Below are 15,558 nucleotides of genomic sequence, written 5' to 3' on the forward strand. Positions count from 1 at the left end.
CTCTAAGTGTAGCGTAGCATCCGGAATTATGGGATCGCAGTCGGTTTTCACGGCGCTGTGCCTCAACACCGGCTGTTGAAGCGGGGATGTCGGCGCATCCGCAAAAAGCAGCAAAATTTCAGTTGCGTAGCCCACTAGTTAAGCGGCTGCTTCAGAACAGCCTTCGTCGTCAGCGACGCAGCACCAGCATCAGGCGGCTTGGAGCCCAATGTGACCGATGCCGCGACTTGCCCTAAAGCCCGCTTTGGAGGATCAGAAGTTCAGAGGCGCGCCGTCCTTCACTTCTTTCATCACAAAGAATGTCCGAGCCTGTCTGACCTCGGGCAATGCGATCAAGACCTCTCCGTGGAGCCGGTTAAAGTCGGCCATGTCGGCAACCCGGATTTTCAACAGGTAGTCAAAATCACCGGCGACGAGGTGACAATCAAGGATCATCGGCAGATCAAGGATTGCGGTCTCGAAGTTCGTAAAACTTTCAGGCGTTGAGCGATCCAGAACGACGCCTACCATCGCAATCGCTCCGAGACCGACACTCTCAGGGGTAACGACAGCCCGCACTGTTTGGATATGGCCGTCGTCAAACAGCCGTTGGGTGCGCCTGTGGCACGTTGCAGGGCTCACGTTCACTTGGGAAGCGAGGTCAGCGTTGCTCATCCTACCGTCTGTTTGCAGCAGTCGCAGCATCCGCTTGTCGATTCGGTCCAGGGACATGATGAAAGAATCTTCCGAAAATACCGCACTTAATGGACTTATAGTGTAATTCATTGATCATTTAAAGCGGTCAAAGGAAATTTTGGATGTGTATTTGAAAGCACCCCTCACGCCACCTTTGCTAGTCTCCGAAGTAGAAAAAGGAGCACACCATGCTGGAAAAATTCGAACGCTACCCCCTCACCTTTGGCAAAACGCCGATTGAGCATCTGCCCCGCTTGACAGAGACCCTTGGCGGCAAAGTCGAAATCTACGCCAAGCGCGAAGATTGCAACTCTGGCCTCGCCCAAGGCGGCAACAAGCTACGTAAGCTGGAATACATCGTGCCGGACGCGATTGCGTCAGGTGCCGACACTTTGGTGTCCATTGGCGGCGTCCAGTCCAACCACACGCGTATGGTTGCGGCGACGGCGGCCAAGATCGGGATGAAATGCCGGTTGGTGCAAGAGGCTTGGGTGCCTCACGATGATGCGGTGTACGACCGCGTGGGTAACATCATGATGACCCGCTTGATGGGCGCGGACAGCCGTCTTGTCGAAGACGGGTTCGATATTGGCATTCGCACCAGCTACGAAGATGCTATTGAGAATGTCAAAAAAGAAGGCGGCAAGCCCTATGGCATTCCCGCTGGTGCCTCCGTTCACCCCTTTGGTTGCTTGGGCTACGTGGCCTTCGCCGAAGAAGTTCGCGAACAAGAAGCGGAGCTTGGTTTCAAGTTCGATTATATTGTGGTTTGCGTCGTCACAGGCTCTACCCAAGGCGGCATGATCGTAGGATTCAAAAAGGATGGCCGTGCGGATCGTGTGATCGGCATTGATGCCTCTGGCACTGTTGATCAAACCCGTGCGCAAGTGAAAGAAATCGCCAACAAGACCTGCGATCTGATCGAATGCGGATATTCCATTGAAGATGAAGACATCCACATCAACCCAAGCTACGCATATCCCGCCTACGGTGTTCCAAGTGCTGAGACCAACGATGCGATCCGATTGGCCGCGCGGACCGAGGCGATGATCACCGACCCGGTTTATGAGGGCAAATCCATGCAGGGCATGATCGATCTGGTGAAGAAGGGCTTTTTCCCAGACGGGTCCAAAGTACTTTATGCGCATCTAGGCGGCCAGCCCGCGTTGAACGGCTACAGCTACACCTACCGCAACGGTTAAGGGCATGCCTGTTCTTCTTATCTGAGAGTTCCGAAAACCGAAGTGAGTGCAGTAAATGCACTCACACAACAACTGGGTCGTTGGATTATCAGGGGTGATGCGCAGAAGGTGTTTTTAGCTGACGAATTGACCCCGAACAATGAAAGGAAAGGGGTTCTTCGGTTCTGTGCATGGCGCTTGGTGGCAAGAATAATGCTGAGACGTATCGTTCTGAATTTGACGCGACAGAGGGTGCTGTCCAGAATTTGGTCCAATTCGATCTGCTTCAGAACGTCGATACACCGGACATCGATGCTCTTGGAGTTGGGTTTTAGGGTCCCGTCTATGAAATCGAAATCTGATCGTTAACGTGCCCATTCTGTTCGATGGCAGAGTCGATCAAAGAAAACAAAGCTTGGAAAAATCACGATGTCTGCTCCAGTCCCCCATCTTAAAACCGTGGAACAACGCCTGCTGTGGCTGTCCCATTGGATGATCCACAATGCCAATCATATCCGCCCCAAGGCGGATGGGATCAAGGTGGGCGGGCATCAGGCTTCTTCTGCGTCGATGGTATCAATCATGACCGCGCTCTATTTTGGCGTACTGCGGCCAGAGGATCGAGTCGCGGTCAAACCTCATGCCTCGCCCATATTCCACGCGATGCAATATCTGATGGGCAATATGACGCGTGAAAAGATGGAGAATTTTCGCGGTTTTGGTGGTGTGCAAAGCTATCCCTCACGGACAAAGGACATCGACGATGTCGATTTTTCCACTGGCTCTGTCGGGCTGGGAGTTGCCATCACATCATTCGCATCGATAATACAGGATTATGTCCAGGCGAAATCATGGGGCAAAAGCATCCCCACGGGGCGGATGATAGCGCTCATGGGCGACGCCGAACTGGACGAAGGCAACATCTATGAGTGCCTGCAAGAGGGCTGGAAAAACGATCTGCGCAATACATGGTGGGTGATCGACTACAACCGCCAATCGTTGGACGGGATCGTGCGCGAAGGACTGTTCGAGAGGGCGGAGAAGGTCTTTGACGCCTTCGGCTGGGAAGTTGTGCGGGTGAAATACGGGCATTTTCAACGAGCTGCCTTTGCGGAACCTGGTGGCGAGAAGTTGCAGGCATGGATCGATAACTGTCCCAACCAGCTTTATTCAGCGCTGACTTATATGGGTGGTGCAGTCTGGCGCAAACATCTGATGGATGATCTGGGCGATCAAGGCGACGTCACGGCTTTGCTGGATGCACGCAGCGATGAGGAACTGGCTGCTTTGATGGAAAACCTTGGTGGGAACTGTGTGGACACCATGGCCGCGACATTCGCTGCCATCGACCACGACCGCCCTGTCTGTTTCCTCGCCTATACGATCAAGGGTTGGGGCACGCCCATTGCCGGACACAAGGACAACCATGGCGGCCTGATGAACAAGGCTCAGATGGCAGACTGGCAGGCGGATATGGGCGTGGCAACGGGGGATGAATGGGAGCCGCTTGCAACGGTAAGCGACCCTTCTGAGTTCCAAGATTATCTCAAGGCGGTTCCGTTCTTCGCCAACGGCCTGCGTCGCTTCACCGACGATGCAATCGGGGTGCCAAATATCGACATTGCGAGCGACCGCGAAATCTCGACCCAAATGGGCTTTGGCAAAATCCTAGATGACCTGTCCAAAGGCGAAAGTGATTTGGCAAGCAGGATCGTGACAACGTCCCCAGATGTGACGGGCACAACAAACCTTGGCCCATGGGTGAACAGGCGCAAGCTGTTCGCGCGCAAAGTACAAACAGACACGTTCAAAGACCACAAAATCCCCTCGACCGCCAAATGGGAATTCGCCCCCGAAGGTCAGCATATCGAGCTGGGTATCGCCGAGATGAACCTGATGCTGCTATTGGGCGCTGCAGGTCTGTCTCATTCGCTGTTTGGCAAACGCCTGATCCCGATTGGCACAGTCTACGACCCCTTTGTCTCGCGCGGGCTCGATGCCTTGAACTACGCCTGCTATCAGGATGCCCGCTTTATGCTGGTGGGAACGCCATCCGGTGTCACACTGGCCCCCGAAGGCGGGGCGCACCAATCCATCGCCTCGCCCCTGATCGGCATGTCGCAAGATGGATTGGCAGCATTTGAGCCCGCATTCGTGGATGAACTGGCGGTGATTATGAAATGGGCCTTTGACTACATGCAGCGCAGCGGCGACGGCGACCCGGACGAGCGAACCTGGTTGCGCGATGAAACCGGCGGTTCGGTTTACCTCAGGTTGTCGACTAACCCAATCGAACAGCCGGGTAAGCGGGTCGATGATGACTTCCGCCAAGGTGCCATTGATGGAGCCTATTGGCTGCGCAAACCCGGTCCGAATTGCACTATCGTCATCGCCTACCAAGGGTCAGTTGCACCCGAGGCCATAGCCGCCGCTGGCATGATCGGAGAATATCGTCGTGACGTCGCTGTACTGGCCGTGACATCCGCTGACCGTCTAAATGCGGGATGGACAGCGGCCCAACGCGAACGGGCACGGGGCAATCCGGAGGCTGTAAGCCATGTTGAGACACTGATGGATGCGCTGCCAAACACCTGCACGATTGTAACAGTTATCGACGGTCACCCCGCCACTTTGTCATGGCTTGGAGCCGTCGCTGGGCACAAGACCATCCCACACGGCGTGGAGCACTTTGGGCAAACGGGTACAATCGATGATCTCTACTGCCATTTCCGTATTGACCGCCACTCCATTGCTGAATCTGTCAGCGAATTAACAACCGGCGAGCGATCTCCATCGGTTGCTCGGATGACTCTTTTGCCACCTTGAAATTGAAAAGCGGGCACTCACGCATCCGGAACGTAAGGCGGTTTGGTCCGCACACCCGACCTAAAGCACCTGATTGGCCTAGGATTTGCCTGACAGAAAGCGTCGGGTGACCGTTCCGAGCCCGAACTGTGAATTCACTCTTTTCGCTGCGCGCGCTCGCAGCGTCAGAAATGCCGCGTCCGCAAGAAAATTGGTGCCGCTGTGCGGCGGGAGAACCGGCCATTCAATGAAACCAAAACAGGCCCGAACCAGCAGAAATTGCTGGTAACAAGAGCATTGAACATCCTTTAGCGCTTGCCGTATCATTCAGCCAAGTTGCCCGCTGCTGGAGGCGATACCCATCCACCTAAAGCCTACCATCCAGTATGCGCAGCAACTTTTGGTGGTCGGCATCGAAACCTCGAATCCCTTCTGCCAGCTTCTCTGTCGCCATCGCGCTATTGTTTAGGCCCCATCGAAACGCTTCTTCGCCCATGCGGACTGGGCCGTTTCGCGATATGCCACTTGGTTGAAGAACACACGATACAGACCCAGTGTCCGCGGCGAGTTCAGCGAGCAGTTTAGGCGCGATCGTCAACCGGTCACATCCAGCAAGTGCCTTGATTTGGCCGATGTTGCGGAAAGAAGCCCCCATGACGACCGTCTCAATTCCATGGGTTTTGTAATACTCATAAATTTCGCGAACTGAGCGCACGCCCGGGTCTTTATCTGGCGCATAATCTTCAACGCCTTCGGCTTGTTTGAACCAATCTGTTATCCGCCCGACAAAAGGAGAGATCAAAAAAACACCGGCATCAGCACAGGCCTTGGCCTGTTCGATCGCAAATAGAAGCGTGAGGTTACAGTTGATGCCGTCTTTTTCGAGCTGCTCTGCGGCGCGGATGCCCTCCCAGGTTGATGCAAGTTTGATCAGGAGGCGATCATGGGAGACACCCCGGCGGTCATATTCGGCCACAATTTCATGAGCTCGCCTTACGGAAGCATCAACATCAAAGGACAGGCGTGCATCGACCTCTGTCGATACCCGCCCGGGTATCAACGCTGCCAGTTTTGCACCAATCGCAACAGTCAATGTATCTCAAAGCGATGCGGCATTGCACGCATTGCCGCGTGCAGTCTCAATCTCGGCAGAGATCAGGTCTTGTGCGTCAGGGCTGTTGAGGGCCGCCATAACCAAAGATGGATTGGTTGTACAATCCTGAGGTCTATGCAGCTTTACCATCGATGCATCGCCGGTGTCTGCGACGATTACGGTCATTTCGCTGAGTTGTTCAAGAGCATTCTTCATCAGGATTTCTTTCTACTTTTGCCGTTGTTCGTCCTGTCTTCGACGTCAAATTGTGTCACCGACTGAAACACGGAACTTGTCGTTTCGGAAAATGGAAGATTGGTCACTGAATTTGTTTTAGTCCGGCGTAGGCTTCTCGGAAACCTTGGTAGCCCTCTTCAAATGCAGCACTTTGGGCTCCGCCAGGATGCACTTCGTCATAAATTTCCGGCGGGGTGACAATGCCCTCGGGTGAAACGCCGGTGGATGCAATCATGCCCAACCGCGCGGCGCCAAGTGCGGCGCCAAACTCACCAGAGGCCGGCAATTGCAGCGGGACACCAAATAAGGTCGAGATCAATTGTACCCAATATCGCGAGGCACTTCCGCCCCCGATGGCAATGATCTTTTCAAGTCTCGCATCGGTCGCGGCAAGGGCATCGTAACTGTCGCGCAGCCCGTAGGCCACGCCTTCCAAAACTGCGCGTGTGAGGTCCTCGCGCGTCGTTCCTGCAGACAATCCGGTAAAGCCGCCTCGGATTTCCGCGTCATTGTGCGGCGTTCGTTCACCTGACAGATAAGGCAAAAAGCGCACCTCTCCGGGCGCGTGAAGAACATCGCCGAGGTCCGCAGTCAGTTCTGATGGTTTCTGGCCGGACATGCGCGCGAACCAATTCAGACTGTCCGCTGCCGAAAGCATCACCCCCATCTGATACCAGCGCCCCGGCATAGCATGGCAAAAGGTGTGCACAGCGGTTTCAGGCGCTGGCTGATATCCATCGCGTGCAGCTAAAAGAACGCCTGACGTGCCAAGCGATACAAATCCTTGCCCCTCGTCCAGGGCACCGATTCCGCAGGCCGCAGCTGCATTGTCACCTGCACCACCAGCCACGATTACAGTTCCACCAAGCCCCCAATCTTGGGCCAACTCTTTGCGCAAGACGCCCGCCGCATCAGATCCTTCGACAAGGCGCGGCATCTGATCGCGACGCATATTGCTTGCGTCCAACAGATAGTCCGACCATTCCCGCTTGCCCACATCCAACCAGGAAGTGCCGGCGCTGTCGGACATGTCAGCGACATATTCACCGGTCAGATAGTAGTTGAGGTAGGCCGCTGGCAGCAAAACTTTGGCCGTCGCATTGAAAATCTCGGGTTCGTTCCGGGAAATCCATTTCAGCTTTGGCGCTGTAAAGCCCGGAAATACGATGTTCCCGGAGAGGTCACGCACACCCTTTATCTTATCCAATTTGGCAGCTTCGGCGTGCGAGCGCTGATCATTCCACAAAATGCACGGCCGCAGGACGTCTCCGGAGTTATCCAGCAGTGTCGCCCCATGCATGTGACCGGCCACGCCAATGCCCCGCAGTCTGGAAAACGCAGGATAGGTGTCCCGCATTTCACTAATCGCGGCGTCCAAAGCCATCACCCAGTCAGCAGGGTCCTGCTCGGACCAACCCTGTTGAGGGTGAGCCGCATTGTAGAGCTGCTCGGTTGAACCAATCGGCGCACCGTCTTCGTCAACGAGTAATGCGCGCAGACCCGAAGTTCCCAGGTCGATGCCGAGAAACGTCATTCAAACACCTTTCAGATAGTGTTGAAGAGCGGATGCTACACCGTCTTTGTAGATTTTCCCGAGCCAGCTCTCAAAAGCATCGGCAAAACGCGGAACGTGGGCAAGGTCACCGTAGATATTACGCATTTCCAACCATCGCTGAGGGGTCGTGCGGGCTTCGATCGCTCGGGTTGTTAGCTGATCCCATATTGGGTCATTCGGCGCAATCCTACTACCGTCTTCGCGCGCGCCGAAACACATCCGCGCCCAGGTTGCCTCGACAAGGGCAAGACCATCGAGCGGTGTACCAGCGGTGATCGCTTCGTTTACCGTCGGCAGGACAAATCCCGGATGCCGCGACGACCCGTCGCACGCAATCCGGCGAATGGTGTCACCGATGGCGGGATTCGCAAAGCGGCGCGCTGTCAACGCCAGATAGTCCTGCGGCGTCATGCCGGGAACGGCTTTGACACCTGGCAAAATCTCTTCGCGCTCAACTTTGTCGAAGAATGCGCTTATCGTTTCATGCGACATCGCCTGCGCCACGGTTTCAATGCCCATGATCTCGGCTGCGCCGGCAATTATCTGATGACCCGCGTTCAGAATGCGGATTTTCTGGGCTTCAAACCCATGTACGTCATCGACGAAGGTTGCTCCGACCTTGTTCCAGTCCGGGCGGCCTGCGCAGAAGTCATCTTCGATCACCCATTGGCGAAAGTTTTCATGGGTGACAGGGGCATCGTCAGAAAGGCCAAACTCTCTTGCCATGGCGAGTTCATCCGGGCCGGTGGCGGGGACGATACAGTCGACCATCGAATTGGGAAAACTGCAGTTGGTATCTATCCAAACCGCAAGGCCCGGATCGTTGAGACGCGCCAACGAAACCACGGTTTGACGCAGTATATTGCCGTTGCCTTGCAAATTGTCACAGCTCTGAACAGTAAAGGGGCCGGTGTCGCGATCCCGTCTCAGCTTGAGTGCGGCGACAATGGCCCCAAAAGCTGTTAGCGGGGCGCAAGGGTTCGCCGCATCGTGCTGGATATCAGGATGGGCACTGTCAAATGCCCTTGACACCGGATCAAGGTAATAGCCGCCCTCTGTTACTGTGAGTGAAACGATGCGGATCTGACGCGCCGCCATCTGTTCGATCAAAGGCCGGTTGCCCTTTTCAACTGCGACATAGCCGATCATCGATCCTACGACTTCAGCTGTCGTCTCGTTGGGATCAAGCTCAATCAAAGAGGTCAGGCAGTTCTGCTTCATCAACTTGGCGCGCATGTCATTATCATAGGGACGCACACCGGCCCCGATTATGGCCCAGTCATGCGCATAGCCCTGCTGCATCAGACGGTGCAGATACCAGGATTGGTGCGCACGGTGAAAATTGCCCACTCCGATATGAACGATCCCCGGCGTCAAGTGATCCCTGTCATAAAGCGGGCGCTGCACGCATTCAGGCAGATCATCCAGTGCATCGCGCGCCAAAAAACTCATCTCAGAAGCTCGTTCGTATGGGTCAAGATATGGCGTCCGACATCTTCCAGCCGCTCAAAGATATGGGCCGCGCCAGCATCTCGTAGGATCGCAGCATGTGTGTCACGTTTCCCTTCCAGATGGCTGCCACCGACAAAGCCGATGGCCGGGATACCCGCCGCCAAAGCGCCTTTCACACCGTGCGGGGAATCCTCTAAAACCACACATTCCGACGGGGTCAACTTGAGCCGTTCAAGAGCCAACAGGAAAAGATCGGGGGCAGGTTTGCCTTGCGCAACTTCTGCCGCACTAGATGCGGTGCCTGCAAACCAATCGGCCAGCCCCGAGATTTCCAACGTCGCCGTCATGCGTTTCAACGATCCGCCAGTGGCAATAGCCATTGCACATTTCTGTGCATTAAGACCGTCCAGCAATTCAGGTGCACCAGAGATTTGGCGCAAATCAGCTTGGTAGGTTGCGAGCAATTGGGTCTCGAATCGGTCTGCAAAGTCTTTGGGAACAGGTGCGCCAAGGCGATCAGAAACATAATCAGCTATCACCGGCATGGCGACCCCGAGGAACTTGTCTCCGATCTCTTGGGCCGTGGCATCCTCGATCCCAAGCCTGCGCATCTCAGAGGCGATTGCCTCCAAAGACAAGGGCTCGCTGTCGACCAAACAGCCGTCCAGATCAAAAATGACGCCCCTGACTGAAGGCATCAGATATGTTGTCCTGTCCTGCGGTCGAACAGATGCACGTCATCAGGGTTGATCACGAACCCAAGTTTGGAACCTGGCCGGGCACTGATCCTCTCTTTTGCAAGCGCGTCAATCAGGTCCTTGCCTGAGCGCGCGAAGATTTGCGTCTCGGAACCAGTGGGTTCCACTGCGACAACTTCCATTTCTACGCCGCCGTCGCCAACCTTAACGAATTCGGGCCGCACGCCGTATGTCACCTCTTGGCCGTCCTCCGCCGCCGTTTGCGGAAGCGGAAGCTTCAATCCGCTATCGGACTGAAAAAAGCGAGAGCCACCTTCACATGCGATTCTACCATGGACAAAATTCATCGACGGAGAGCCAATAAAGCCTGCCACAAAGGTGTTTACGGGATTGTCGTAAAGATCGAGTGGGCTGCCGATTTGTTCAACACGACCATCACGCATCACGACGATCTTGTCGGCCATGGTCATTGCTTCGACCTGATCGTGGGTCACGTAAACGATGGTAGTGCCAAGGCGCTGATGCAGTTCCTTGATTTCGATCCGCATTGTTACGCGCAGTTTTGCGTCAAGGTTTGACAAGGGTTCGTCGAACAAGAAAACCTGCGGGTCGCGGACAATTGCGCGGCCCATGGCAACCCGCTGACGCTGGCCACCAGAAAGCTCTTTAGGGTAGCGCTTGAGATACTTGGTCAGGTCGAGAATCTCAGCGGCATTGGTGACCTTTTCCTCAATTTCTGCCTTGGACCGTTTCGCCATCAGAAGCGGAAAGCTGATATTGTCATAAACGGTTTTGTGCGGATAAAGCGCGTAGCTTTGGAAAACCATTGCGATGTCACGCTCTTTTGGCAGCACATCATTCACAACGCGATCGCCGATTGAGATCGTGCCATCGCTGATTTCTTCCAGTCCCGCCAGCATCCGAAGCAAGGTGGATTTGCCACAGCCTGATGGGCCGACCAGCACCACAAATTCACCGTCTTCGATGTCGACACTGACGCCGTGCATGACCTGCGTCGCACCATAGCTTTTGATTACGTTGTCGATTGTTACGTTGGCCATGTCTTTGGTTCCTTATTGCGGCATTTCGATTTGCATCTTCACATCCGCCGGTGGCGCCGAAGCCGCAATTTCAAAGGCCTGCAAACTGTCAGAAAAGTCGAATGTTCGCGTGATGAGCGGTTTAACGTCGATGGCACTCGAACTGAGCATGCCCACACAGCGTGGAAAAACATGCGCGTATCGAAAGATGTTCTCGACCCGCGCCTCGCGGATCATCGCAGCACCCGCATCGTATTGGATCGGATCAGGCTGGCCGCCGATCATGACAACACAACCGCCCGGGCATAGGGGTTCGAACACTGTTTTTGCCGCATGCGGGCTGCCGGTGGCTTCGAACACGATATCAACACCCCAGCCGTCAGTGTCACGCTTGACCGCATCCGTCAGGTTTTGCGAGGTCACATCGACGGGGACAATTGCGGGGCTCAGGGATCCGGCAATTTCCAGCTTTTTCGCGGCCAGATCGGTTACATAGACCTTGGCACAGCCAGCGGCGAGTGCGGATAGGGCAGTCACCAGACCAATGGGGCCCGCGCCCATGACGACAGCGTTGTCACCCGGCTTTACCCGCGCCTTGGTTGCCGCATGTACGCCAACGGCCAAAGGTTCGACCATCGCGGCTTCTGCAAAACTGACATTGTCAGGCAGCTTGAAGGTGAAGGCCTCGGGATGAACGCAAGTCGGGCGCAAGATGCCATGCACCGGCGGTGTCGCCCAGAAGCGCACAGCAGGGTCAATGTTGTACATACCCAGTTGCGTCGCCTTGCTGTTTGGATCGGGGATGCCCGGTTCCATGCAGACCCTGTCGCCTTCCTCTAGGGTAGTAACGTCTGTGCCAACCTCGATCACCGTGCCCGAGGCCTCGTGACCCAAAATCATTGGCGCGTTCACCACAAACGGCCCAATCCGCCCATGGGTGTAATAGTGCACGTCAGAACCGCAAATGCCGACTGTGTGCAGTTTGATGCGCACATCACGCGCCCCAAGAACCTCTTCGACGCGGTCTATCGCGGGAAAGTCGCGCAGGCTGAGTTCGTCTTTCTTTTCCAGAACAAGCGATTGCATGTCTCAGCCTTTCTTGATGATGATGAAGGCCAGAGCGGCAGCAATGGCATTGGAAATCCAGATCGAAAGGCCCATCGGTTCCATAAACCGAAACCAGAACAGCGACAGGGCGATCCAGATCACGAGCGCTATGAACAGGCGGTCGAACCAGTTTGTCTCAATTGGCAGAAACCCGGTTGGCGCGGGCGCGATCTCGGGCGCGTCTTCCTCTTCCAGCAGCGCCGAGATCAGCGGTTCTTCGTGATGATCGCTCATGGATTATCCTTTCACCGCGCCAAAGGTCAGACCAGCCACGATGTGCTTTTGCACAAGACCGAAAACGATCAAAGCGGGGATCAGCGTGAAGACTGAAATTGTCGCCATGACACCCCATTCCGTGCCGGTTGTGGTGACGTATTCCGACAGACCTGTTGTCAGTGTCCGCGCGTTGAAATTAGTCAGCGTCGCGGCCAGCAGATATTCGTTCCAGGCAAAAACCCAGGTCAGGATCAACGTCACGGCAAGACCGGGCCGACACAGCGGGAAAACGATTTTCGTAATCACCTGCCAGGCACTTGCCCCATCAACAAAGGCAGCCTCGTCCAATTCTTTGGGGATACCATCCACTGTTGGGCGCAATGTCCAGATTGCAAACGGCAGATTGAAGGTACAATAGACTAGGATCATGCCGATCCGCGTGTCCAAAAGCCGCCATTCACCCACAGTGTAGACCTGTGTCATCAGCAAAAACAGAGGCAGCAGGAACACGGCAGGCGGGGCCATCCGGTTGGTGATCGTCCAGAAGAAGATCGACTCCTTGCCGCTCATGTTGAAACGCGACAGGGCGTAGCAGGCGAAGAACCCAAGCACGGTACAGATCACAGCGTTGCCGGTCGAGATGATGACCGAGTTCAGCATGTAACTACGCAGAAGGCGGTCACCCCAGACCTTGGCGTAGTTGCCCCAATACGGGTCTGACAAGATCAGCTCCGGTGTGGAAAACAACTGCACCGCTGGTTTGACTGAAATGACGAACAGCCAGTAGATCGGGAACAATGTCAGCACACTGACGAGGCTCCAAAAGATGATGCCGACGATTGGGCTTTGCTTTTTCATGGCTTCAGCCTTTCTTGCTGCGTGGGGCGAGCATGGTCACGTAGAGCAGCCAGCACGACACAATTGTCAGGTAGAGCACGATGACGGAAATCGTCGATCCGTAGCCATAATTTGTTTTTGGGAACACTTCTTTGAAGATGTGAACGCCGACGAAGCGGGTTGCTGATCCCGGCCCACCCCCGGTAAGCATCCAAACCTCATCCACGGTACGCAACGCGTCCATCAGACGGATAAAGACGGTGGCGACCACGGCAGGAGCGATCATCGGCAAAGTGATGTGCCAGAACATCTGCCGCTTGCCCGCGCCATCAATCTGCGCCTGTTCGAACGGATCGGACGGCAGTGATACAAGGGCGGCGATCAGCGTCAGCGTGACGAGCGGCGTCCAGTGCCAGATGTCCATGAGGACAATTGTGGCAAATGCGGCCGGTGCCGAGGTGCCGATATTCATCGAAATGCCAAACCATTCGTCCAAGTAGTGTGGAATAATCCCGATCGACGGCGTGGTCATCAGTTTCCAGACTGAACCGACAATGATCGGGGCCATGATCAGGGGCAGTGTATGGATCGTGCGGAAAATCGCCTTGCCGGGAAAGTCCCGCATGAAGGCTTGCGCCAAAAGATAACCAAGGATCAATTCGGACAAGACGGCGAAAAAGACGAACATCACGGTCACGCCGACAGAGTTCAGGAATGCCGCGTCAAAAACGATCTTTCGGAAATTGTCCGCACCATTGAACACCATCTCGGGATTGACCGCGAACGGGTTCCAGGAATGGAACGACACATAGACAACATAGATGAAGGGCAGCACGCCGAAAAAGAACAAGATGACCAATGTTGGGGCCAGTAGTATCCAGCCAAGTCTTTTGGATTGCATGGTATTTTCCCCCTACTGTGTCGATGCAAAGGTGATGGCACCGAACATACCTGTTGTCAGCAGTATTGTTTTTGATTGTGGGTCGTCGCAATGACAGCGGCGACCCGAAGTGTAACCTATCGGGAGGCTAGGTTACTTGCGGTAGCCAAGTTCGGTCAGCGTTGCTTCTGCTGCGGCTGCCATTTGGTCCAAACCTTCTTGCGGTGCAAGATCGCCCAGCAGGATCTGATAGAAGATTGGAGCCGTCGCTTCACGCACTTGGGCGTGGAACGGATAGGCTGGCGCACCTGCAAACAGGTAACCTTTGTCCTTGATCAGATCGTAATAGCCGCCCAATTCTTCGTTGAAGGCAACAACTTTTGGATCATCATAAGTCGCGGTATTGGTCACACGAGGTGCAGCAACTGCCCAATCAGGCTGAACTTCGTTCTGGCCAATGTACTGCAGGAATAGGGCTGTCGCTTCCTTGTTTTTTGACGAATGCGGCATACCAAATGCGCCACCGTCATAGTAACCAATATAGCCGTCACCAGATTCAGCGGCAGCAAGCACGCCGTCAGCCAGCGGCGGCAATGCGACGCCAACTTTGCCAACAACAAGCGACTTTTCTGCATCTGCGGCGATCCAACCGGCGTTTTCGCCATAGACCAGACCCTGAGCGGCACGACCGGCACCAAACGTGGTTCCGACTTCGGTCCAGGTGGATGCTGGGCTTTCTGGTGGCGCGATGTCACGCATGCTCAGCCACCACGTCATGGCCTCAACGGCTTCTGGGCCGTTCATCGCACCGCCATTGGCGACAGACGCGGCATAGTTGTTGTTCGCATCAATACCCCAGCTGTACACGCCAAACGTTGGCACAACAGATTCGTAGTATTCATACCAGGATGCCACATGGCCTGTGTGTGCCTGTGCCGTTGTGCCCCACAGGTCCATGTCATTTTCTTTGCCGTAATCGGTAAAGAACTGCGCGATTTCTGCGTATTCTGCGTGGGTTTTGGCAGGCACAAGGTCACGGCCAGCTTTTGCCTTGAAGGCCGCCTGAATGTCCGCGTCACCAAAAAGGTCGGTGCGATACAGGTACACTTTCAGGAAAGCTTCCATTGGCACACCATACAGGTTGCCTTCGGCATCTTTGAAATAGTCCGCGAACGTCGTGAAGTTGGCTTCATCATAGGTTGGAGCGTTCAGGGCTGGGTTGGCCTCCAGAAAGCCGGACAAGTCCGTTAGAAAATCCCGCGCAAGATACGAATAGATAATGTCCTGCTCGATATAGACCATGTCATAGATGCCGGTGCCGGCCTCCATGTCTTTGATGCCTTTGTCGAACATCTGGTCCCAGGATGTGGTTTCAACATCAACCCGAATACCGGTCAGCGCTTCAAACTCAGGCGCAAGAACTTCGCGAATATAAAGCGAAGGCGGTGACGATTCCGTCACGCCCCTGATTGTGACACCCTGATAGGGTTCAGCGGCTTTTTTCCAGAAATCAGCATGACCATCTGCGAACGCAGCAGTAGTGGCGACTGTTAGTGCAAGCGCGGATGCGCCCAGTTTTAATGCAAAGCTCACGGCTTTCCTCCCATGTTTTTATCGGAGTTCGGCGCAGGCATTCGGCAACATCAAGCCGTACGATTCGCACCACCTCCTATAGTCAATTTACAATTGCATCTTATTTCATTCAACTGTAAATTTTCGAATGTATATATTGTCATACAAATGTAATGCTGTAAGGATGGCCCATACTGGCAGCGCATAATG

14 protein-coding genes are annotated in these 15,558 nt (G+C 54.9%); 2 read left to right on the forward strand and 12 right to left on the reverse strand.

What is annotated here, in order from left to right; genetic code table 11:
- Positions 1-252: 252 nt before the first annotated feature.
- Entirely contained in the window at positions 253-711 is a 459-nt protein-coding gene (locus ACEWZM_RS08235; RefSeq protein ID WP_414005976.1) for an Lrp/AsnC family transcriptional regulator, read from the reverse strand.
- Positions 712-863: 152 nt separating this feature from the next.
- Here ACEWZM_RS08235 and ACEWZM_RS08240 point away from each other — a divergent pair, with 152 nt between their 5' ends.
- Positions 864-1,877: a 1-aminocyclopropane-1-carboxylate deaminase gene (locus ACEWZM_RS08240; RefSeq protein WP_414005977.1), complete on the forward strand. Its 1,014-nt coding sequence runs from the start codon at positions 864-866 to the stop codon at positions 1,875-1,877.
- A gap of 408 nt (positions 1,878-2,285) precedes the next feature.
- On the forward strand, positions 2,286-4,682 hold the full coding sequence (locus ACEWZM_RS08245; RefSeq protein ID WP_414005978.1) for a transketolase: 2,397 nt from the start codon (positions 2,286-2,288) through the stop codon (positions 4,680-4,682).
- A 346-nt stretch (positions 4,683-5,028) separates the two neighbouring features.
- On the opposite strand, the gene ACEWZM_RS08250 is transcribed toward ACEWZM_RS08245, so the two are convergent.
- From ACEWZM_RS08250 to ACEWZM_RS08300, 11 genes are all read right to left on the reverse strand, one after another.
- Positions 5,029-5,754 carry a transaldolase family protein gene (locus ACEWZM_RS08250; protein WP_414005979.1) on the reverse strand — a complete coding sequence of 242 codons (726 nt, stop codon included), beginning with the start codon at positions 5,752-5,754 and terminating at the stop codon, positions 5,029-5,031.
- A 6-nt stretch (positions 5,755-5,760) separates the two neighbouring features.
- The gene (locus ACEWZM_RS08255; RefSeq protein WP_414005980.1) at positions 5,761-5,970 is read right to left on the reverse strand and encodes a hypothetical protein; all 210 of its coding nucleotides are present in this window, start codon (positions 5,968-5,970) and stop codon (positions 5,761-5,763) included.
- Between the two features lie 103 nt (positions 5,971-6,073).
- Positions 6,074-7,525, reverse strand: a complete 1,452-nt coding sequence (xylB, locus tag ACEWZM_RS08260; protein WP_414005981.1) for a xylulokinase — start codon at positions 7,523-7,525, stop codon at positions 6,074-6,076.
- Positions 7,526-8,998 (reverse strand): mannitol dehydrogenase family protein, encoded by a 1,473-nt coding sequence (locus ACEWZM_RS08265; RefSeq protein WP_414005982.1) that lies wholly within the window; start codon positions 8,996-8,998, stop codon positions 7,526-7,528.
- Complete coding sequence (locus ACEWZM_RS08270) at positions 8,995-9,696, reverse strand: HAD family hydrolase (protein ID WP_414005983.1); 702 nt, start codon at positions 9,694-9,696, stop codon at positions 8,995-8,997. Before ACEWZM_RS08270 ends, ACEWZM_RS08265 begins: the two co-directional genes overlap by 4 nt.
- Positions 9,696-10,757, reverse strand: coding sequence for an ABC transporter ATP-binding protein (locus ACEWZM_RS08275; RefSeq protein WP_414005984.1), 1,062 nt, complete (start codon positions 10,755-10,757; stop codon positions 9,696-9,698). The genes ACEWZM_RS08270 and ACEWZM_RS08275 overlap by 1 nt, the downstream gene beginning before the upstream one ends.
- Positions 10,758-10,769: 12 nt before the next feature.
- Entirely contained in the window at positions 10,770-11,822 is a 1,053-nt protein-coding gene (locus tag ACEWZM_RS08280) for an NAD(P)-dependent alcohol dehydrogenase (RefSeq protein ID WP_414005985.1), read from the reverse strand.
- Positions 11,823-11,825: 3 nt separating this feature from the next.
- Positions 11,826-12,077 carry a DUF2160 family membrane protein gene (locus tag ACEWZM_RS08285; RefSeq protein ID WP_414005986.1) on the reverse strand — a complete coding sequence of 84 codons (252 nt, stop codon included), beginning with the start codon at positions 12,075-12,077 and terminating at the stop codon, positions 11,826-11,828.
- Between the two features lie 3 nt (positions 12,078-12,080).
- Positions 12,081-12,917, reverse strand: a complete 837-nt coding sequence (locus ACEWZM_RS08290; RefSeq protein ID WP_102883538.1) for a carbohydrate ABC transporter permease — start codon at positions 12,915-12,917, stop codon at positions 12,081-12,083.
- Positions 12,918-12,921: 4 nt separating this feature from the next.
- Positions 12,922-13,755 carry a carbohydrate ABC transporter permease gene (locus ACEWZM_RS08295; protein WP_414005987.1) on the reverse strand — a complete coding sequence of 278 codons (834 nt, stop codon included), beginning with the start codon at positions 13,753-13,755 and terminating at the stop codon, positions 12,922-12,924.
- Between the two features lie 174 nt (positions 13,756-13,929).
- Positions 13,930-15,369: an extracellular solute-binding protein gene (locus tag ACEWZM_RS08300; protein ID WP_414005988.1), complete on the reverse strand. Its 1,440-nt coding sequence runs from the start codon at positions 15,367-15,369 to the stop codon at positions 13,930-13,932.
- Positions 15,370-15,558: the final 189 nt, after the last annotated feature.

The sequence above is a fragment of the Phaeobacter cretensis genome (assembly GCF_047372505.1).
GTDB lineage: Bacteria > Pseudomonadota > Alphaproteobacteria > Rhodobacterales > Rhodobacteraceae > Phaeobacter > Phaeobacter cretensis.

Coding starts and splice junctions, on each gene's coding strand:
- ACEWZM_RS08275 (WP_414005984.1), bottom strand. CDS start 10,757: ATGGCCAACGTAACAATCGACAACGTAATCAAAAGCTATGGTGCGACG.
- ACEWZM_RS08255 (WP_414005980.1), bottom strand. CDS start 5,970: ATGAAGAATGCTCTTGAACAACTCAGCGAAATGACCGTAATCGTCGCA.
- ACEWZM_RS08285 (WP_414005986.1), bottom strand. CDS start 12,077: ATGAGCGATCATCACGAAGAACCGCTGATCTCGGCGCTGCTGGAAGAG.
- ACEWZM_RS08265 (WP_414005982.1), bottom strand. CDS start 8,998: ATGAGTTTTTTGGCGCGCGATGCACTGGATGATCTGCCTGAATGCGTG.
- ACEWZM_RS08290 (WP_102883538.1), bottom strand. CDS start 12,917: ATGAAAAAGCAAAGCCCAATCGTCGGCATCATCTTTTGGAGCCTCGTC.
- ACEWZM_RS08245 (WP_414005978.1), top strand. CDS start 2,286: ATGTCTGCTCCAGTCCCCCATCTTAAAACCGTGGAACAACGCCTGCTG.
- ACEWZM_RS08270 (WP_414005983.1), bottom strand. CDS start 9,696: ATGCCTTCAGTCAGGGGCGTCATTTTTGATCTGGACGGCTGTTTGGTC.
- ACEWZM_RS08280 (WP_414005985.1), bottom strand. CDS start 11,822: ATGCAATCGCTTGTTCTGGAAAAGAAAGACGAACTCAGCCTGCGCGAC.
- ACEWZM_RS08240 (WP_414005977.1), top strand. CDS start 864: ATGCTGGAAAAATTCGAACGCTACCCCCTCACCTTTGGCAAAACGCCG.
- xylB (WP_414005981.1), bottom strand. CDS start 7,525: ATGACGTTTCTCGGCATCGACCTGGGAACTTCGGGTCTGCGCGCATTA.
- ACEWZM_RS08235 (WP_414005976.1), bottom strand. CDS start 711: ATGTCCCTGGACCGAATCGACAAGCGGATGCTGCGACTGCTGCAAACA.